Consider the following 18,840-nt stretch of genomic DNA (forward strand, 5'->3'; position numbering starts at 1 on the left):
CCACCCCGCGGGCGCTGTTACAGTATGGCCGGCCGCATCACATTACGGGGTTTTTAGTCCATTCCCGAACAACGTATAGGGAATCTTGAATTCCGGATGCCCGGCGGCATATGGTGCGATATCATACTCCTGGAAATAAATCACCAGGGCGTTGTCGCTTAGGTAGTAGCCCTGATTGTCCTTAATCCCCTGAAATCCATTCGCGCCGGAAAAGTATTCACCCGGCTTGGCCTGAATCTGTTTTTTGATCTCGGCGTTGATAATCCCCTTGTAATCTGTACCTGGTTTGAATAAATCTCCCAGGGCCAGGTTCTTCCCATTCGTCAGGTCAAAGTTGTAAGCTTTTTTTACTTCCAGGCCATGGGCGCCGCCGGTATATTGCATAAACATACATGTGATACTGAGCAGCCCGTTCTTGTTATAGGCCACCTCGTATGACGTACGGGCAGTATACCTGTTCACCTTTGAGCCGGACTTTCTAATCTGCGGCACCTCTGCATCCGCAAGCTTTTCAACTTCACTGGCAAATTTTTTCGCGTCTTCTGCCAGCTGCGCGTTGATCTTATTTTGTACCGTCCGGTCCTTCATCCCGCTTATTACCGGTATTTTCAAATTGACGGCGATATTGGTTTTGTCCTGCTTGATCTCTTGAGCCGTGATTGTGACGGGAGCCACCGTGTTGTCGGCTGAACGGTTTTCAAGTTGTTGCCCCGAACAACCGGCAGCTGTCAGACATAAAACAGCAACCAAAATAGCGGCCAAAATTGTTTTTCTCACTTTTTTACCTCCCTGACTTGTCATCCGGTGAAACCAACGCAGACCCTCTCTTTTCCACCCCCCCAAAATTTTTGATCATACCAAATCGCCTATATATAATGACGTAAATAAGCCCTTTTTTGTTCCAAGGGAAAAACATAATCACTTAAAACTATTCCACCATCTTAAACAATTATTGTAATTATTGATTGTAAAGGGAATATCAGGTATACTTGACTCATCAGGGGGTGAGGACGCTGAATTTACCCGTCAATCTTAAGAAGCTGCGGCAAAAGGCCGCCGATATTCGCAGCGCGCTGGCGAACCTGTCCCCCTACACCGCAATGACTTTAGACGAATATTTAAAAGACAGGGATCGTGTAGCCGCCAGCAAATACTATTTAGTAGTGGCTACAGAAGCGGCCATCGATATTTGCAATCACCTGGCCGCCCGGTTGGCCAAAGAGGCACCCGACAGTTATGCCGAATGCTTTGCCATCTTGGCCAGGGAAAACATTATATCCTCAACCCTGGCCGATCGTCTGATCCGCATGGCCAAATTCCGTAACCTGCTGATTCATCTATACGGGAATGTGGACGACCGGAAGGTGCACGAAATCATCTGCTACAACCTGGATGATCTCGACCTGTATTTGACGGAACTTGCCGTCCTGCTCAAGATAGACCTGCCATAAGCCTTTGTATTGGTTACCAGTGCCGGGACTACCCGTCCGGTTAAAACGGGCAAGGTAATTGCTGAAACAACGGTTTTTCTTTTCGCGAAGGGCGGAATTTTTATGTATAAACGGTTCACGCTTAACGAACAGGAAAAAACGAATATCTCTGACCGGATAAAAAGGTTGTTAATCGAACGAAAAGAAATCTCCTTTGCCTACCTTTTTGGCTCTTTTGTGACAGATCCCTTTTTCCGGGATATTGACGCCGGTGTTTACCTGCAAGCCGAAAACATGTCGCCAAAGCAGACTTTGGATTATGAACTGTCTTTGGGCGCCGGGCTGGAAGGGGAAATTCACTATCCGCTGGACATCAAGGTTTTGAATTATGCCCCGGTTCCCTTATGCCACTCGGCCAGCAGCGGCGTGCTCCTTTTTAGCCGCAATGAAGACATGCGCTTCGAGTGGGTGGAAAGAACCTGGGATATGTATCTGGACATGGAATACTTCTTGCGCAGCAACCTGCGGGACTTATTGCTGCCGGAAGAAGAGGGAACACACCGGGATCGATTTTGATTCCGGTGTGTTTATTTCTTGCCGTGACTTTTATGTTCCTTTTTCGAAACAAAAGCTGACTCCCGGAGGTAAAAACGCAGGGGAAGTTCGCTGCCCGCCCGGATGCCGATGCGGGTGGTGGTGACGATGCCGGCCGGCATGGTTCCGCCGTGACAGATGAAAAGCGGTTCCCGGGTCAAGTCGGCGCCGTTGTGTTCCCTGGTGATGCCCATGGCCTGAACCAACCGGGCCGGACCACTGCAGAGCTCGTTTATTTTTTCCCGCCGCCGGCGTGATTTCATCAGGGCGATACCGGCCGCCGGTTCCAGCGCCCGGATCAACACGGCTTCCCCCACCCCTTCATCCCGGGTGACCACGTTGAAACAGTAATACATGCCGTAAATAAAGTAAACATAGGCGTACCCCTGCGGGCCGAACATCACCCGGTTGCGCGGGGTCATCCCCCGGGAGGCGTGGCAGGCCGGATCACCCTGCAGGTAGGCCTCCGTTTCCACAATGCGGCCGGCCGTCAAACCGTCCGGGCTTTGATGCACCAGGTAATGGCCCAGCAACTCACGGGCCACGGTAACCGTATCCCGCCGGTAGAAAGAACGGGGCAAAATTTTTTTATTGCCGTAAAAAGATAATTCCGAATTGCTTTTCAACGAAAACTCTCCCGCCATATTCCCACCGGTGAGACCAGAAGACCCGCCGCAAACGTAAAGGTTTCAATCACCACGTCCGGCGGCAACAAATAATAAGCGCAGTAATATCGTGGGCAAATATGCTTTTTTAATGATACTATCGGCATTTATCCAGTTACAGTTCACCGGCCGGAAATCCTGTAAATTAATACCGGCGCTGTTCTCATGCAAAAACATTCAGAAAAGGAATAACGCGCTCATTATTTTCCTCGTCCCAATACTTTCAACAAATCCGGCAGTTCCAGCGTGTTGACCAAGTCGTCCTTTTCCAGCCAGGCCCGGCGGGCCACGGACACCCCGTAGATCATTTCGTCCAGCCGGTTCAGGTCGTGAGCGTCGGTGTCGATGGACAACCTGGCGCCGCAATCCCTGGCCAGGCGGGCGTGTTCCGGGTTTAAATCCAGCCGGTCGGGGGAGGAGTTGATCTCCAGTATTTTGCCGTTCCTGCCCGCCTCCTCCAGCACCCGTTCCACATCCAGGGCGTAAGGCTCCCGCTGGCCCAGCAGCCGCCCGGTGAGGTGGCCGATGATGTCCACATGTTCGTTTTTCACCGCGTCCAGCACACGGTTGGTGAGGGTTTCTTTATCCTGGCGGAAACCGCTGTGCACCGAGGCCACCACCACATCGATCTGCTCCAGCACTTCGTCGGGATAATCCAGACCGCCCCGGGTCAAAATGTCCACCTCCACCCCGGTGAGAATGCGGAAGTCTTCCAGTTCCTCATTGAGCCGTTCGATCAGTTCGTGCTGCTCTTTCAAGCGCTCCAGGGACAGGCCGTGGGCGATGTTCAGGGAGCGGGAATGGTCGGTGACGGCCATATAGTGGTAACCTTTTTCCCTGGCCCGCTGCACCAACTGCGGAATGGTGTTCGCTCCGTCGCTCCAGTCGCTGTGCACATGCAGGTCGCCCTTGATATCACCCAACTCCACCAGACGGGGCAGGCGTCCGGCGGCGGCCGCCTCGATTTCCCCCCGGTCCTCCCGCAGTTCCGGCGGAATGGGCGGCAGGCCCAGCCGGCGGTAGACGGCCGCCTCGGCCACCGGCAACCCACCCCACCAGTTGCCCGCCGTTTTCGCCTCCCCGGCCGCCGTGTACTCACCCGGCACGGCATTCCCGGCTGCCGGCATACCATGTGCAAGGCCGCCGTCAGCAGCCTCCCCGTTATCCGGCGCACCATGTGTTTCACGGACTGCCGGCATATCCGTTCCGGTCGCCGGCATACCGGCCGTTTTGCCGCCACCGGATGCATCCGTCCCGGCGACCGGTACACCGCCCCTCCAATCGCCGTCTGTCTCCAGTGCACCACCGTCCCCGGCGCCGGCAAGCCCGCGCCGGGTCAGTAGCCATCCCTTTTCCGCCGCCAGTTGCTGTAAATGCCGGTAGTGTGCCGGACTGCCCGTATCATGCAGCAGGGCGTAACCGTATTCCTCCTCCGGCACCACAGTCAATTCCACCGGCACCCCCCACCAGGTGAACACACGCAACAGGTGATCCTCCCGGGCCAGCACCTCTTTTGTCCGGGGATGATGCAGCAGCGTTTCCAGAGCCTGTCCGGGGACGGCGGCTACGGCGAGCAGAGTGATGGACGACACCGTCTCCCGCCAGCGGCGGACTTCCCCCGATACGGTCACCCTGGCCACCCCCGGCGCCTCCCGCAGGCAGTCCGCCAGTTCCGCGGCCAGTTCGCGGGCCACCCCGAGCAAAATACGGCCGGAACGGCGGCGCAGCATCTCAATGTGGCGCAGCATATCCTGCTCCGTTTTCGCCCCCAGGCCCTTCAACGCACGCACCCGCTTTTGACGAGCCGCCTCCGCCAGTTCGTCCAGGGAGGTGACTCCCAACCGGGCGTGCAAAAACCTGGCCCGTTTGGGGCCGATACCCGGCAGGGCCATGATCTCCAGCAAGCCGGGCGGTATTTCCCGGCGTAATTCCTCCAGTTTGCGCATCTTTCCAGTGTCGATCAACTCTTTGGTTTTGGCCAGGATGTTCTTGCCGATGCCGGGCAGTTTGCCCAGGGCATCCCGGCGGTACAATTCCTCCACCGGTTCCTCCAGCCCGGCCATTATCCGGGCCGCCTGCCGGTAGGCACGGATTTTAAAAAAGTCTTCACCCTTGAATTCCAGCAGATCGGCCAGTTCCCGGAACTGCCAGACTATCTCGATGTTCTTCACCTGTACCTCGCTCCACAAATCCTCCGGCCGCCCTCACGGGGATGAGAAGTCTCAAAGTGCATGGGTTCTCGCCCCGCTGAACAACCTGCGTTCATAGCTTGCCCCGGGATAGTGTCTATAAAACCGGGACGATCAAAACAAGAGGCCTACAAATGTTCAAAATACCCTCTCATAGCGATTTTTATTATACCGTACACCGGGCCGGCGACTGCCATCCGCACAACTTTGAAGCCCCGGTTTTTGCAATCCGGTCACCGGCCGGAGAAAAAACTCATGGAGCCCGCTCCATGAGTCACTGTCTTTACTCGACCTTTTTTTTGTCCATCTCCAGCAACTCCAACAATTCGTCGTACTCCTTCTGCAGCTTCATCAAGTCGTCGGCGATGTTCAGAGCGGTGAGTATGGACCCCTTGGCCAGCCCCAGGCTCGGGTTGCGTGTGATTACCTGGCGCATCTTCTTGTTTACGAACTGGGCCAGCAGGCGTAAATACTCTTCCTGCCCTTCACCCTTCAGGATGTAATACTCACCGAATATCTCCACTTCCACCCGGGTTTCCTGCGGCGTCTTTCCCATGGCCGTTCCCCCTGGCATGTTAAAGTTGTTAAGTCCTTCGCCGGCAAATGGGAAATTCCTGCCTCCAGCGACATCTTTTTTCCAAAATTAATTTTTTCGGTCAACCGCGTAATTCCGCGCCCAACTGTTTGGCCAGTGCGGCGGAAATAGCCGCCGTATGGGCGAGCACCTCGGCATCGGTAAGTGTCCGGTCGCCGGCTTGAAATTTCAAGGCAAAGGCCAGACTGCGATAACCCTCCTTCACCTGTTCCCCTTGGTAAACGTCAAACAAACGGACGGAGCTTAAAAGCGCGCCGCCGGCCTTGCGAATAATACGCAGCACTTCCCGGGCCGGGATTTCTTTGCGCACCACCACGGCCAGATCCCGGTCCATGGCGGGAAAACGGGGCAGGGACTGATACCGGGGAACACGGCCGGACCGCGTCAGCAGTGAAGCCAGATCCAGTTCAAAGGCGGTAACCCTTGCCGGCAGTTCAAAGCTTTCCAGCACATCCGGGTGCAACTCGCCCAGCACCCCCAGTTTTTCTTCACCGGCATAAACGGCGGCCGTCCGGCCGGGATGAAAGGAGGGATCCCCGGTCAGCGGCTCGAAATGCAGGACGTCAAGGCCGATCTCCCGGGCCAGCGTTTCCAGGACGCCCTTGAGGAAAAAGAAATCCAGCACCTGCGCCGGCCGGTTCCAGCCGGCCGGCATCTGTCCCGTCACCGCCGCGGCCAGCGCCGGCCGTTCTTCCGGCAATGGCTCGCCGTCCCGCGGGAAATAGACCCGGCCGATCTCAAAAACGGCTCCGTCAGTCACCCGCCGGTTGAAATTGCGCTGCAGCACCTCCACCAGGCCGGGCAGCAGCATGGTGCGCATCACAGATTGCTCTTCGCTCAGGGGGTTTTGCAGTGCCAGCGTCTGCCGCCGTTCACTGCCGGACGGCAGGTGGAAGCGGTCCGCAAAAACCGGGCTGGTAAAACTGTAGGTAACCACTTCCGTCAGGCCGCATTGCGCCAGTACGTCTTTCACCCGGGCGGTCAGGCTTTGTTCCGCCGTGCGTGCCCCGCGGGTGGCGGCGCCGGACGGCAGGGTGGCCGGAATGCGGTGGTAGCCATGCATACGCGCTACTTCTTCAATTAGATCGATTTCCAGCCCCACGTCCACCCGGTGGCTGGGTACCGTAACCAGCAAATCCCCCCCGGCATCCTGCACGCCGAAGTCCAGACGGGACAGGATGCCCGCCGCCTCCTCCCGGGACACTGCCACCCCAAGCACCTGGCCGGCCCGTTCCGGACGCAGGATGATCGTTTTCGGGGTGTGGGAAACCGGATAGTTATCAATGACACCGCTGCATATTTCACCCGCCCCCAGTTGTTGCAGCAACTGGGCCGCCCGGTCGGCGGCCCGCCGGCACCCCGCCGGGTCGATCCCCTTTTCAAAACGGGTGGAGGCCTCGGAGCGCAGGCCGAGGGCGCGGGAAGTACGGCGTACACTAACCGGATGGAAATAGGCCGATTCCAGCAGCACGCTGGTGGTTTTTCCGGTTACTTCCGTGGCCAGGCCGCCCATCACCCCGGCCACCGCCACCGGACCGCCCGGATCGGCGATCACCAGCATGTCCCCGGTCAGCCGGCGTTCCACATTGTCCAGGGAAATCAGCACTTCATTTTCGCGCGCCCGGCGCACAATGATCCGTCCGTCCCGCAGGGTGTCGAAATCAAATGCGTGCAGCGGCTGCCCCAGTTCAATCATCACATAGTTGGTGATGTCCACCAGGTTGTTGATCGGCCGTACCCCCGCCGCGCGCAGGCGCTCCTGCATCCACAGCGGCGAGGGGCCGATTTTGATGTTCGTAAACAACCGGGCCACATAGCGCCGGCATAAATCAGGCTCGGCAATATCCACCTGCGCCCGGCCCGCGATGGAAGCCGGAATTTCCGTCACCACCGGCACGGGCGGACGCAATTCCCGTCCCAAAAGGGCGGCCGCCTCCCGGGCCACGCCGAGCATGGACAGACAGTCGCCCCGGTTGGGGGTGAGATCCAGTTCCAGGATCACATCGTCCAGTCCGATCACCGGCCGGATGTCCTGCCCGAGCGGGGTGTCCGGGGGCAGAATCATAATGCCGTGCGCCTGATCGGCGGGCATGGCGGCCGGATCCAGGCCCAACTCCTGGCCGGAGCAGAGCATGCCGCGCGACTCCACTCCGCGCAACCTGGCTTTTTTAATCACCAGACCGCCGGCCAGACGGGCGCCTTCCACCGCCACCGGCACTACCTGGCCTTCCCGTACATTGGTGGCCCCGGTGACAATCTGCCGGATTTCCCCCTCCCCGGTGGTCACGGTACAAACCACCAGCTTGTCGGCATTGGGATGGGTTTCTATTTTCAAAATGCGACCGGTAAAAACATTTTCAATGCCGGCGCCCAGATCCTGCAGTCCTTCCACAGCTACGCCGGCCATGGTCATCCGGTCGGCCAGTTCGGCCGGCGGCACGGGAATGTCCACATATTCCCGCAGCCATTTAAACGAAACGCGCAAGTTTATGTACCCCCTTAAAACTGCGCCAAAAAACGCAGATCGTTGTCAAAAAGCAGGCGCAGGTCGTCAATACCGTATTTGAGCATGGCGATGCGTTCAATGCCCATGCCGAAAGCGAAGCCGGTCACTTCCCCGGCATCGTAGCCGGACATTTCCAGCACCCGCGGATGCACCATGCCTGAACCCAGGATCTCGAGCCAACCGGTGTGGGAACACACCCGGCACCCCTTGCCGCCGCACATGACACAGGAGATGTCCACCTCGGCGCTGGGTTCGGTAAAGGGGAAAAAGCTGGGTCTAAAGCGCGTGCGTGTGCCGGCGCCGAACATTTCCTCAGCAAATACATTCAAGACGCCTTTTAAATCGCCGAAGGTAATCCGCCGGTCGATGGCCAGACCCTCCACCTGGTGGAACATGGGCGAATGGGTGGCGTCGTCGTCCCGCCGGTAAACCTTGCCCGGGGCGATGATCTTCACCGGCACGGAAGGGGCGGTGCGCTCCATGGTGCGCACCTGCACGGGCGAGGTGTGTGTGCGCAGGAGCACTTCGGGGCCGATAAAAAAGGAGTCCTGCATGTCCCGGGCCGGGTGGTCCTTGGGCAGGTTCAGCGCTTCAAAGTTATAATAATCCAGCTCCACTTCCGGCCCCTCGGCAATGGAAAACCCCAGTCCCAGAAAAATATCTTCGATCTCGCGGCGCACCCTGGTCAAGGGGTGCAGACGCCCCGGATAAAAAGCTGTTCCCGGCAAGGTGACATCAATGGTTTCGGCCGCCAGGCGGGCGTGCTTCTGTGCTTCCTTGAGCTCCGCCGTACGGGCAGACAGGTGCGCTTCAATGGATTCGCGCACCTGGTTGGCCAGATGTCCGACGGCCGGGCGCTGTTCCGCCGGCAATGCACCCATACCCCGCAGCACATGGGTGAGTTCGCCCCTTTTACCCAGGTAACGCACCCGGACGGCGTTCAATTCGTCCAGGCTGCCGGCCTGGGACAATGCCTGCCGGGCGGCCGCCTCAATTTCATGCAGCTGTTCTTCCAAACGTAATAACTCCCCTTCCCGTTGTTATTCGACATAATTTTTCCCCAAAACACAAAAACCGCCCCTGCAGGGACGGATGTCTTCCGCGGAACCACCCTCATTGGAACAAAATCATCACACCGGGAATAAAGGCTGCGCGCCTTTTCCCGCTTCCGGTAACGGTGGAAGTGCCGGCTACACCTACTTGTGAGCACGTTCAGCTGCAGTATCCGGGGTGAACTTCAACAGCTTTTCGACATAGAAGGGCTTCCAGTCCATGACCCTTTCTCCCTGGATGCGGCCGGCCGTCTACTTTTCCCCGTCATCACCGTTATATTTTATATTATAAATGGAAAGAAACCCTAGTGCAATGCCAGCCTGCGGTAGAGCATATAGGCGCGGACAGAACCGGTAGCTTCGAACAGCCTCCAAAAAAATTCGGCGGTTAAAAACACTTAACCACGACCTTTCCATATTTTTTGGGGACCCTTCGTCATTGATTATATCACAAGCCCCGGTGCAAAACAAGGAAGTTTACTGAAAAATCGGGAAGGCACGCCGCTGGCGCACCGCCTCGTAAAGCATGATTGATGCGGCCATGGCCACATTCAACGATTCGGCCCGTCCGGACATGGGAATACTTGCCTGTTCACTTTTCGCCAGTACGGCCGGGGAAATACCGCCGGCCTCATTGCCCACGGCCAGCACCACCGGCCCGCTCAGATCAATCTGGTCAATGAATGACGGCGCCCGGGGCACACCGGCCACCACCGGCAGACCGGCCCCGGCCAGGGCGGTCAGAACTTTATCCGCGCCGTCCATGATTACCGGCAGGTGAAAAAGCGAGCCCATAGTGGCCCGGACGGTTTTGGGCGCAAAAGCATCCACCGTTCCCGGCAGCAAAATCACCCCGTCCGCCCCGGCGGCGTCGGCGCTGCGGATAATGGCGCCGAGATTGCCCGGGTCCTGCACGCCGTCCGCCAGCAACAGCAAAGAAGGCCGCCCGGCCAGCAACCCGTCCAGTGTGTATGCCGTCCGCCGGGCCACAGCCAGCACACCCTGGGGAGAAACAGTATCCGCCAGCGTCCGGAACAGCTCATCCGTCACTTCCAGCACCCGCCCGCCCCGTTCCCGGACGGTGTCTGTCAGCGTCCTTCCGGCACCGGACGCCGCCCCGGCGGTATGGACCAGCGTTTCCACCATCCACCCGGCAGCCAGGGCTTCTTCCAGCAAGCGCACCCCTTCCAGTATGAACTTGCCTTCCCTTTCCCGGAACCGGCGGCCGGCCAAACGGCGCATGTATTTGATTTGTTCATTGTTGCGGCTTGTTACCTGCATGTCAATCCGATCCACGACCGGGCTATCCGCTCAGACTGCGCAATTTATCATTGCGGCCCACGATCACCAGCACATCTCCTTCCTGGATCACCTGCTTCGCTCCGGGGGAAATGATCACCTCGTGCCCGCGGCGCACAGCCAGCACGGTAACACCGTATTCCTGGCGCATGGCTGATTCCTGCAAAGTTTTGCCGATAAATTCGGGCGGCGCGAGCAGTTCGACAATGCTAAAATCCGGAGACAGGTTGATCTGGTCCAGAATGTTCCGGGAAACCAGGGCGTGAGCCAGGCGCACCCCCATATCCCGTTCCGGGAATACCACCATGTCGGCGCCCACTTTTTGCAGCACCTTGCCGTGCAATTCGGTCTGCGCCTTGGCCACTACCCTGGGCACACCCATTTCTTTCAACATCACCGTAACCAGAATACTGGACTGCACCTCATGGCCGATAGCCACGATCACCACGTCAAAATTACGCACGCCCAGAGATTTCAACGCCTGTTCGTCCATGGCGTCCACCTGCACGGCATAGGTTACCTCGTCGGTAATATCGTTCACCCGGTCCTCGCTGGTATCCACAGCCAGCACATCATAGCCCATACGGGACAGGGTGCGGGCCACACTGGAACCGAAGCGGCCCAGGCCGATCACGGCAAACTGTTTCACTAAAAACCACTACCCCACCATGATTTTTTCTTCCGGATAACGGACCGCGCTTTTCCGCCGCCGCTGGGCCAGGGCATAGGCCAGGGTCAGCGGCCCCAACCGGCCGGCGAACATGGTCAAAATGATTAAAACCCGTCCGGCCGGGGAAAGGTGCGGCGTCAGGCCCATACTCAGTCCCACCGTGCCAAAGGCGGAGGTGGTTTCAAAAAGGGCTTCCAGAAACCGGCTCCGCTCGGTGATGCATAACAACAGTGAAACCAGGACAACCAGAAAGACGGACAGCAAAAATACGGTCAAGGCCTTGTAAACCTGCCAGGGTGGAATACGGCGGCGAAACAGTTCCACATCCTCCCTGCCGCCGGCCATGGACCAGACGGTAATACCAAGTACGCCGAAAGTGGTGGTCTTGATGCCGCCACCGGTGGATCCCGGCGAGGCGCCGATAAACATCAGGATGATCATTAAAAACAGGGTGGCATCGCCAAGCGCGGCGATATCCACGCTGTTGAACCCGGCCGTACGCGGAACGACGGCCTGGAAAAAAGAGGCCAGCAGCTTGCCGTACAAGGGCAGCGAGCCAAGAACATTGCGCCATTCCAGCAGGGCAAACAGAACCGTACCGCCCAGGAGCAACGATGCCGTTACCCGCAGCACCAGGCGGGCATGCACGGAAAGCCGGCGGGTGCGGCGGAAATTATACAGTTCCAGCACCACCGCAAAACCGAGCCCGCCGAGTATAATCAGGAAGGCCACGGAAAGGGTGATTACCGGGTCGTTGACATAGCCGGTCAGGCTGCGAAAACCGCCAATAATGTCAATGCCGGCATTGTTAAAGGCGGAAACGGCATGAAACACCCCCAGCCACAGGCCACGCTGCCAGCCGTAATCGAAAGACCAGCGCGCGGCCAGCACGAGGGCGAAAAAACCCTCCGTGATGACGGTAAAAATCAGCACGGCGCGCACCAGGCGAACCACTCCGGCCACATTCACCTGGTTTAACGATTCCTGGATGACCAGTCTTTCCCTTAAACCGATACGCCGGCCCATAAACACAAAAAACAGTGTGGCCATACTCATAAAACCCAAGCCGCCCACCTGGATCAGGACCAGAATGACCACCTGGCCGAAAGCCGTCCAGTGTGTGCCCGTATCCACCACCACCAGTCCGGTTACACACACCGCCGAGGTTGCTGTAAACAGGGCGGTGAGAAAACCGGTCTGCCGGCCGGGCATGGTGGATACGGGCAGCATGAGCAGCAATGCCCCGGCCAGGATCACGCCGGCAAAACCAAGCACCAGGATTTGTGCCGGAGTCAGGGAGATTTTTATTTTTTTACCGGTATGGTTCTGTATACTCAAATTGCTTTCCAGCACCGGCACCGGCCTCATCCCCATACGCTGTTTTCCATAAAATTGTATTCAGCGCTATTATAATATCGCGTGCAACAAAAGTCCAGAAAAACTAAAAGCATGGTCGACAGCCATGCTTAGTTTTTCCCGGCAATGAAAACAGGTTCTAAGAACCGATCCGGGATTTGGCCACTTCCACCAGTTGACCGAATGCCCGGGCATCGTTAACCGCCAGATCGGCCAGGATTTTACGGTTCACTTCCACCCCGGCCAGACGCAGGCCGTTCATCAACCGGCTGTAAGTAATGCCGTTCATGCGGGCGGCCGCATTGATGCGGGCAATCCACAACTTGCGGAAATCACGCTTTCTGTTCCGGCGGTCCCGGTAGGCATAAAGCAGGGAACGCATCACCTGCTGGTTGGCCACCCGGAAGAGCTTGCTTTTCGCTCCCCGGTAGCCCCGGGCCAGCTTGAGTATTTTTTTGTGCCTTTTACGGGAAACCACACTGCTTTTAGCGCGTGGCATAGTCATCTCCTCCTTGCAGGTCTATGACGAATGGACTTAATAAGGGAGAATACGCTGCAACTTTTTGGTGTCGGACGCGCTAACCATATCCGCCTTGCGCAGGTTGCGCTTGCGTTTGGGGCTCTTTTTGCCCAGGATGTGACTGTGATAGGCGTGATTGCTTTTGAATTTACCGGTGGCCGTTTTCTTGAACCGTTTGGCGGCTCCCCGGTGGGTCTTGATTTTGGGCAATGCAGGGCACTCCTTTCCACTTTTACTCTTGTTTGGCTTCCTGTTTTAATGCATCCTGACGGGGCGCCAGAATCATAATCATGTTTTTACCTTCCAGCTTGGGCTGTCTTTCCACGTTGGCGATGTCCTTGACCTGTTCGGCCAGACGGACCAGAAGCTGGTGGCCCAATTGGGTATGCACGATTTCCCGGCCCCGGAACATGATCGTCGCCTTGACCTTGTCCCCGTCTTTCAAAAAGCGCTCGGCGTTCCTGGCCTTAACGTGAAAATCGTGATCCTCGATGTTCGGCCGCAGCTTGACCTCTTTGATGTTGATGATGTGCTGCTTCTTGCGTGCTTCCTTGTCGCGCTTGCTCTGTTCGTATTTGTACTTGCCGAAATCCATGATCCGGCAAACCGGCGGCCGCGCCTGGGGAGCAATTTCCACCAGGTCCAGCTGTTTTTCCTCCGCCAGGCGCAGGGCCTCCCGGGTGGGCAGGATGCCAATCTGGTTGCCCTCGTCGTCCACCACCCTTACTTCCCTGACCCGAATTTCCTCATTGATCCGGAAATCCTTGGAAATATATATCACCTCCCGAAAAAATAAAAGCGGGCATAATTGTCCCGCCGCAACTCGAAGAAAACAACCTGTACCGACCCGGTGGACAGCCCAGGGCGTCGCCGGGTGAGAAGCGGACGGCTTCTACTTGTAATGATCTGGGATTATCCATGTCATTATAGCACGGTGCCACCGGAGCGTCAAGGGAAAAGGGGGGACGGGGACATCCTATAGTGCCTTGCTCCGGATCTCTTCCTGCACCCGTGCCAAAAAATCGTCTACGGAAAAGGAACCAAGGTCGCCACCGGACCGGTGGCGGACGGAAACGGCGCCGGACGCGGCCTCACGGTCACCAATGACCAGCATGTAGGGAATTTTTTGCGCCTGGGCCTCACGGATTTTATAATTGACTTTTTCGTTGCGTTCATCCAGTTCCACCCGGATGCCGCCTGCTTCCAGCCGGCGGCCCACCTCCCGGGCGTAATCCAGGTGCCGGCCGGCTATGGGCAGTACCTTCACCTGCACCGGTGCCAGCCAGACGGGGAAGGCGCCGGCAAAATGCTCGGTCAGGATGCCGATAAACCGTTCGATGCTGCCGAAAACCACCCGGTGAATCATCACCGGCCGGTGCTTTTGTCCGTCCTCACCGACGTAGGTAAGGTCGAACTTCTCCGGCATCAGGAAGTCCAGCTGAATGGTGCCGCATTGCCAGGTGCGCCCGAGACAGTCCTCCAGGTGAAAGTCGATCTTGGGCCCGTAAAAGGCACCATCGCCTTCGTTAACTTTATAATCCATGCCGCGGGCCTGCAAGGCTTCTTCCAGGGCGGCAGTGGCCGTATCCCAGATCTCGTCCGAGCCCATGGAATTTTCCGGCCGGGTGGAAAGCTCCACCTTGTAATTAAAGCCGAATACTCCGTAAAAATAATCCACCAGGTCGATCACGCCGATGATTTCTTCCCGGATCTGGGCGGGCAGCATGAAAATATGGGCATCGTCCTGAGTGAAACAGCGTACACGCATCAGACCGTGCAGCACGCCGGAAAGCTCGTGCCGGTGCACCAGACCCAGCTCGGCCAGCCGGACGGGCAAATCCCGGTAGCTGTGCAGATGACTGCGGTAAACCAGGATGCCGCCGGGGCAGTTCATCGGCTTGACGGCGTAGTCGGCCTCGTCGATACGGGTGAAGTACATGTTTTCCCGGTAGTGCTCCCAGTGTCCGGATCTTTCCCAAAGGGCACGGTTTAAAATGATCGGGGTACGGATCTCCTGGTAGCCCCGCATGCGGTGTTCATCCCGCCAGAATTGCTCCAGCTCGTTGCGCAGGACCATGCCTTTGGGATGAAAGAAGGGAAAGCCCGGCCCTTCCTCCTGGATGCTGAACAGGTCCAGTTCGGCGCCCAACTTCCGGTGGTCCCGGCGCTTGGCCTCCTCAATGCGGAAGAGATGCTCCTCCAACTGCGATTTCTTGGGAAAAGCAGTGCCGTAAATGCGTTGCAGCATTTTGTTCTTTTCACTGCCCCGCCAGTAGGCACCGGCCACACCGGTCAGCTTGACGGCCTTCAAGCGCCCGGTGGAAGGCACGTGGGGACCGGCGCAAAGGTCGGTGAAGTCGCCCTGCTGATAACAGGAAATGACGGCATCCTCCGGCAAATCGTTGATCAACTCTTCCTTATAGGTCTCACCGGCAGCCCCGAACCTGTCCAGCGCTTCCCGGCGGGTCACTTCGAAACGATTGAACGGCAGATCTTCCTTGACGATCTTTTCCATTTCCGCCTGGATTTTTGCCAGCTGTTCCGGGGTGAAGGGACGGGGCACGTCGAAATCGTAGTAAAAACCGCCGGCGATGGCCGGGCCGATGGCCAGCCGGGCTTCCGGAAAAACCTTTTTCACCGCCTGGGCCAGAACGTGGGCGGTACTGTGCCGGAAAGCCTGACGGCCTTCCGGATCATCAAAAGTAAAAAACTGCACGGCCGCATCATGTTCCAGCGGGTAACCCAGATCCACCAACCGGCCGTCCACTGCGGCCACCAGCGCCTCCCGGCCCAGACGGGGGCTGATCTCACCGGCCACAGCGGCACAAGTGGTGCCGGGAGGATATTCCCGCACGGAACCGTCCTTCAATGTTACTTTAACCATTAAACAGCTCTCCCTTGTCATAAAATAAACAACCCCGCCCCTGACTGAATTCAGGGACGGGGATTTTTCCGCGGTTCCACCCTGCTTGACTGCCGGCACAAAGGCCGGCGGCCCGGCTTTTTAACGGATAACGGCCGTCGTCCGGCACGCTTACCAACCGGTGGCACCGGCCTTCAGCGGGCGGCTCCGGGGTGGTTTTCAACCGGTCACATAGCCGGGGGTACTTTCAGCCACGGTACCCCCTCTCTGAGGAGGGACAGGTTTACTTTTCCCCATCATCGCTGATTATTATAAATGTATTATATTGAGCAAACGGCTATTTGTCAACCGGCGCTGCAAAGCACATAAAAATGCCCCCGGCCGGATAAGTTTATCCATACGGGGGATGACAATTAATTTTTCTTCCGGCACAGTTCACAGCCGGTACATTCGCACACCCGGCCGGAAAATACACTTTTGATCGTTTCCAGTGTGCTGTCCTGCATGCCGCCACCCCCGGTATGATAAACAATCTGCCCGGGAGCCAGTGTGATCAGGGCGCTGATCAACAGATCATCATAACTGATTTCATTTTTAACCACATCCAGGATGAACCCTTCCAGGTAATCACTGTTGATCACCTGCTTTTGTTCATCCAGGAGTTGAAAAACCCCGCCGGATGAAACAAGTACATGTACCATGTCCACGCGGGGCTCCTGAATCTCGACAAAATATTTGAGCAACTGGACGAACTCCTTGTATTCCCGCTCCAGTAAAAATTCATCCACCGCCCGGTCGACGGCTTCCTGCAGTTCCTCCATGTATTCTTTGAGCCGGAAACGGATAAATCCTTCCAGGACAATTTGATTGTTCTGACCCAGAAATTCATCTATCTTTTTGCGCACCCTGCACCGGCGGTGCAACTGGTAAACCATACTCCTGCCTTCCCCGTCATGACCGGTGTATTGCGTGGCATAATTAAAGATGTCCCGGCGTTCGTCTTCATTGAAAAAGTAATAGTTCTCCCGGATGATATCCCGGAGCAAAAATTTTTCCCACTGGCCCAGAATAAGATCCGAAAGAATATCGGCAATATGTTGTTTTAACTTGTCACCCCCGTCAACCCGGCAGGGTTCTTCCCGGCCCGTCACACGGAAAAAGGTAAGGTTTCCGGCCGGGCTTTCTTCCAGTTTGACCTGCAATCCCATGTTTTTTAACAACTCGAACTCCCGGTACAGGCGGGTTTTAATTAAATCCTGATGCCTGGCGGCACCGATGGAAATAGTTTGCGCCACGGCCTTCACTCCTTCCGCACATCTATTATATGTGCGCCCGGAATACGGTATACGGTTTGGCCGGCCGCCATATTACGGGGAAACATGCCGGCCGGAGTGGTTGGCTTTGCTGTAAAAAGATTATGAAAATTGAAGGAAATTTAAATCCCGGAGCCAATATATTAACTTATGTAAAACTTTATAATGTGACCATTTGACAGGGGGGGTTTTATGAAAGCGGTTCTGGATCGTCTGGGGGGGGAGTATGCAGTGGTATTGCTGGGACAGGAGCAGTTCCGGCTGGTTCTGCCCCTGTCCTGCCTGCCGGGGGGAGCCCGGGAAAATGACATCCTGGAAGTTTCAATTAATATCGGTCCGCGAAAAAACTATGAGAAGCGGCAAAAAATCAGCCGACTGCACGCCAGGACAACTCGGGCGCCGATGTTGAATAATCGGTACTAATCCGGTTACTGCGTGTCCAAATTTTCATTTTCTCCGCCGCTTTGATCAATTCTTCCCGGAAATCCGGATGGGCGATGGAAATGAGGGCCTCCGCCCGTTCCCAGGTGGATTTGCCCTTCAGGTTGACCATGCCGTATTCGGTGACTACATACATCACCGTGGAGCGGGAAGTGGTCACAATGGCGCCCGGGCTTAGTGTGGGCGTTATGCGTGAGTGCAATTGCCCGTTTTTGTCTTCAAATGTTGAACTGATGCAGATAAAGGCCTTGCCGCCGCGGGAAAGGAACGCCCCTTCGGTGAAATCCACCTGCCCGCCGGTGCCGCTGATCTGCCGTGTTCCGGCGGACTCGGAGCAAACCTGACCGAACAGATCAATTTCCACTGCATTATTGATTGCCACCACCCGGTCGTTTTGCGAAATGATTTGGGGTGAATTGGTATAATCCACCGGATAGCTGGCGCACAGGGGATTATTGTTCAAGAACCGGTATAATTTCTTGCTGCCCAAGGCAAAAGTGAAGACCATTTTGCCCTTGTCTATGTTTTTGCGCTTTCCGGTTATTTTACCGGCCAGATACATATCCATCATGGCGTCCACCATCATCTCGGTATGAACGCCCAGGTCTTTCAAATCCGAACAGGCAATCAGTTTACCGACCGCATTGGGCAGACTGCCGATGCCCAACTGGATACAGGAACCGTCCTCAATGGATTGCACGATAATTTTGGCGATCCTGGCGTCACAAGCATTGATTTCCGGTTGCGGCAGTTCGGGAACCGGCCAATTGCTGCTTTCCACGATGTAATCCACATCGGAAATATGCACAAATTCCTGATTGCCGCCCAGGCAGCGGGGCATATTTTCATTAACCTCGACAATGACCACCCTGGCCCGTTCAATGGCAGCCAGGGTAGCCGAGTTGTTGAACCCGAAATTAAAGCAACCGTGCTCATCCATCGGGGTTACCGTCAACATGCAAACGTCGACATCCATATTTTCCCGGTAATAAGTAGGCACTTCCCGGTAAAGGATGGGAATATAATAACACAGCCCCTGATCACACAACTTGCGGTCCCCGCCGCTAAAATGCCAGTTATTATAAATAAAATGCCTTTGTTCCGGATCCACCTGCACTACTTTCGGCGCCCCCACCACCCGGGTTACCGCACGGATACGCACATCATGCAACTCATTCTTGCGGCGGGCCAGGGCTGCATCTAGATCCACCACCTGACCGCCGAACTGACCATAATCCACCCAGTCACCCGGTTTGACCACCTTTACCGCCTCGTCCGCGCTGACCAGTTTCCTCCTGTACTCTTCCCGGTAATTCATTGGTTACCCCCCATTAACCCGTTCTGATT

At 56.6% G+C, this 18,840-nt stretch carries 19 protein-coding genes and 1 other annotated feature; of the genes, 3 read left to right on the plus strand and 16 right to left on the minus strand.

The genetic code is table 11. The features are described 5' to 3' along the window. Positions 1-42: 42 nt before the first annotated feature. Positions 43-777 (minus strand): DUF3298 and DUF4163 domain-containing protein, encoded by a 735-nt coding sequence (locus A6M21_RS16620; RefSeq protein ID WP_066671438.1) that lies wholly within the window; start codon positions 775-777, stop codon positions 43-45. A 227-nt stretch (positions 778-1,004) separates the two neighbouring features. Here A6M21_RS16620 and hepT point away from each other — a divergent pair, with 227 nt between their 5' ends. Further along, positions 1,005-1,451 carry a type VII toxin-antitoxin system HepT family RNase toxin gene (hepT, locus tag A6M21_RS16625; RefSeq protein ID WP_078060825.1) on the plus strand — a complete coding sequence of 149 codons (447 nt, stop codon included), beginning with the start codon at positions 1,005-1,007 and terminating at the stop codon, positions 1,449-1,451. Between the two features lie 102 nt (positions 1,452-1,553). After that, complete coding sequence (locus tag A6M21_RS16630; RefSeq protein WP_066671441.1) at positions 1,554-2,006, plus strand: nucleotidyltransferase domain-containing protein; 453 nt, start codon at positions 1,554-1,556, stop codon at positions 2,004-2,006. 11 nt (positions 2,007-2,017) lie between these two features. Here the strand turns inward: A6M21_RS16630 and A6M21_RS16635 are convergent, their stop codons facing one another. The 14 genes from A6M21_RS16635 to ytxC form a co-directional block, all read right to left on the minus strand. Then, a complete protein-coding gene (locus tag A6M21_RS16635; RefSeq protein ID WP_242868901.1) occupies positions 2,018-2,650 on the minus strand; it encodes a DNA-3-methyladenine glycosylase in 633 nt (210 codons plus the stop codon). Positions 2,651-2,889: 239 nt separating this feature from the next. Then, positions 2,890-4,878: a PHP domain-containing protein gene (locus A6M21_RS18140; RefSeq protein ID WP_078060826.1), complete on the minus strand. Its 1,989-nt coding sequence runs from the start codon at positions 4,876-4,878 to the stop codon at positions 2,890-2,892. Positions 4,879-5,161: 283 nt separating this feature from the next. Then, positions 5,162-5,434, minus strand: a complete 273-nt coding sequence (locus A6M21_RS16645; RefSeq protein ID WP_066671447.1) for a cell division protein ZapA — start codon at positions 5,432-5,434, stop codon at positions 5,162-5,164. A 100-nt stretch (positions 5,435-5,534) separates the two neighbouring features. Next, positions 5,535-7,958 carry a phenylalanine--tRNA ligase subunit beta gene (gene pheT, locus A6M21_RS16650; protein WP_066671451.1) on the minus strand — a complete coding sequence of 808 codons (2,424 nt, stop codon included), beginning with the start codon at positions 7,956-7,958 and terminating at the stop codon, positions 5,535-5,537. Positions 7,959-7,972: 14 nt separating this feature from the next. Then, entirely contained in the window at positions 7,973-8,995 is a 1,023-nt protein-coding gene (gene pheS, locus A6M21_RS16655; RefSeq protein WP_066671465.1) for a phenylalanine--tRNA ligase subunit alpha, read from the minus strand. Positions 8,996-9,336: 341 nt separating this feature from the next. Next, the gene (locus A6M21_RS18550; protein ID WP_151191995.1) at positions 9,337-9,429 is read right to left on the minus strand and encodes a YqzL family protein; all 93 of its coding nucleotides are present in this window, start codon (positions 9,427-9,429) and stop codon (positions 9,337-9,339) included. A gap of 79 nt (positions 9,430-9,508) precedes the next feature. Further along, positions 9,509-10,327, minus strand: coding sequence for a TrmH family RNA methyltransferase (locus A6M21_RS16660; protein WP_345788115.1), 819 nt, complete (start codon positions 10,325-10,327; stop codon positions 9,509-9,511). A gap of 7 nt (positions 10,328-10,334) precedes the next feature. Further along, positions 10,335-10,979 carry a potassium channel family protein gene (locus tag A6M21_RS16665; RefSeq protein WP_066671467.1) on the minus strand — a complete coding sequence of 215 codons (645 nt, stop codon included), beginning with the start codon at positions 10,977-10,979 and terminating at the stop codon, positions 10,335-10,337. A gap of 9 nt (positions 10,980-10,988) precedes the next feature. Then, a complete protein-coding gene (locus tag A6M21_RS16670; protein ID WP_242868905.1) occupies positions 10,989-12,350 on the minus strand; it encodes a TrkH family potassium uptake protein in 1,362 nt (453 codons plus the stop codon). A 145-nt stretch (positions 12,351-12,495) separates the two neighbouring features. Next, positions 12,496-12,855: a 50S ribosomal protein L20 gene (gene rplT / locus A6M21_RS16675; protein ID WP_066671470.1), complete on the minus strand. Its 360-nt coding sequence runs from the start codon at positions 12,853-12,855 to the stop codon at positions 12,496-12,498. A 36-nt stretch (positions 12,856-12,891) separates the two neighbouring features. Continuing rightward, a complete protein-coding gene (rpmI, locus tag A6M21_RS16680; protein WP_066671471.1) occupies positions 12,892-13,086 on the minus strand; it encodes a 50S ribosomal protein L35 in 195 nt (64 codons plus the stop codon). Between the two features lie 22 nt (positions 13,087-13,108). Beyond that, positions 13,109-13,657, minus strand: a complete 549-nt coding sequence (gene infC, locus A6M21_RS16685; protein ID WP_078060828.1) for a translation initiation factor IF-3 — start codon at positions 13,655-13,657, stop codon at positions 13,109-13,111. A gap of 195 nt (positions 13,658-13,852) precedes the next feature. After that, positions 13,853-15,760: a threonine--tRNA ligase gene (gene thrS / locus A6M21_RS16690; protein WP_066671474.1), complete on the minus strand. Its 1,908-nt coding sequence runs from the start codon at positions 15,758-15,760 to the stop codon at positions 13,853-13,855. A 49-nt stretch (positions 15,761-15,809) separates the two neighbouring features. After that, positions 15,810-16,048 (minus strand) — a binding site (T-box leader). Between the two features lie 104 nt (positions 16,049-16,152). Beyond that, a complete protein-coding gene (gene ytxC, locus A6M21_RS16700) occupies positions 16,153-17,034 on the minus strand; it encodes a putative sporulation protein YtxC (protein ID WP_066671665.1) in 882 nt (293 codons plus the stop codon). 210 nt (positions 17,035-17,244) lie between these two features. Between ytxC and A6M21_RS16705 the strand changes: the two genes are divergently transcribed. Continuing rightward, a complete protein-coding gene (locus A6M21_RS16705; RefSeq protein ID WP_066671480.1) occupies positions 17,245-17,475 on the plus strand; it encodes a DUF3006 domain-containing protein in 231 nt (76 codons plus the stop codon). Here the strand turns inward: A6M21_RS16705 and A6M21_RS16710 are convergent. Next, positions 17,420-18,811 carry an acetyl-CoA hydrolase/transferase family protein gene (locus A6M21_RS16710; protein ID WP_066671482.1) on the minus strand — a complete coding sequence of 464 codons (1,392 nt, stop codon included), beginning with the start codon at positions 18,809-18,811 and terminating at the stop codon, positions 17,420-17,422. The two genes, A6M21_RS16705 and A6M21_RS16710, sit on opposite strands and share 56 nt — an antisense overlap. Positions 18,812-18,840: the final 29 nt, after the last annotated feature.

Origin of the sequence: Desulfotomaculum copahuensis, from assembly GCF_001655685.1 — a bacterium.
GTDB lineage: Bacteria > Bacillota > Desulfotomaculia > Desulfotomaculales > Desulfovirgulaceae > Desulfotomaculum_G > Desulfotomaculum_G copahuensis.

What these genes read in the sequence shown, in the direction of transcription:
- thrS (WP_066671474.1), bottom strand. Translation starts at nt 15,760, where the DNA reads ATGGTTAAAGTAACATTGAAGGACGGTTCCGTGCGGGAATATCCTCCC.
- A6M21_RS16630 (WP_066671441.1), top strand. Translation starts at nt 1,554, where the DNA reads ATGTATAAACGGTTCACGCTTAACGAACAGGAAAAAACGAATATCTCT.
- A6M21_RS16705 (WP_066671480.1), top strand. Translation starts at nt 17,245, where the DNA reads ATGAAAGCGGTTCTGGATCGTCTGGGGGGGGAGTATGCAGTGGTATTG.
- rplT (WP_066671470.1), bottom strand. Translation starts at nt 12,855, where the DNA reads ATGCCACGCGCTAAAAGCAGTGTGGTTTCCCGTAAAAGGCACAAAAAA.
- A6M21_RS16710 (WP_066671482.1), bottom strand. Translation starts at nt 18,811, where the DNA reads ATGAATTACCGGGAAGAGTACAGGAGGAAACTGGTCAGCGCGGACGAG.
- A6M21_RS16645 (WP_066671447.1), bottom strand. Translation starts at nt 5,434, where the DNA reads ATGGGAAAGACGCCGCAGGAAACCCGGGTGGAAGTGGAGATATTCGGT.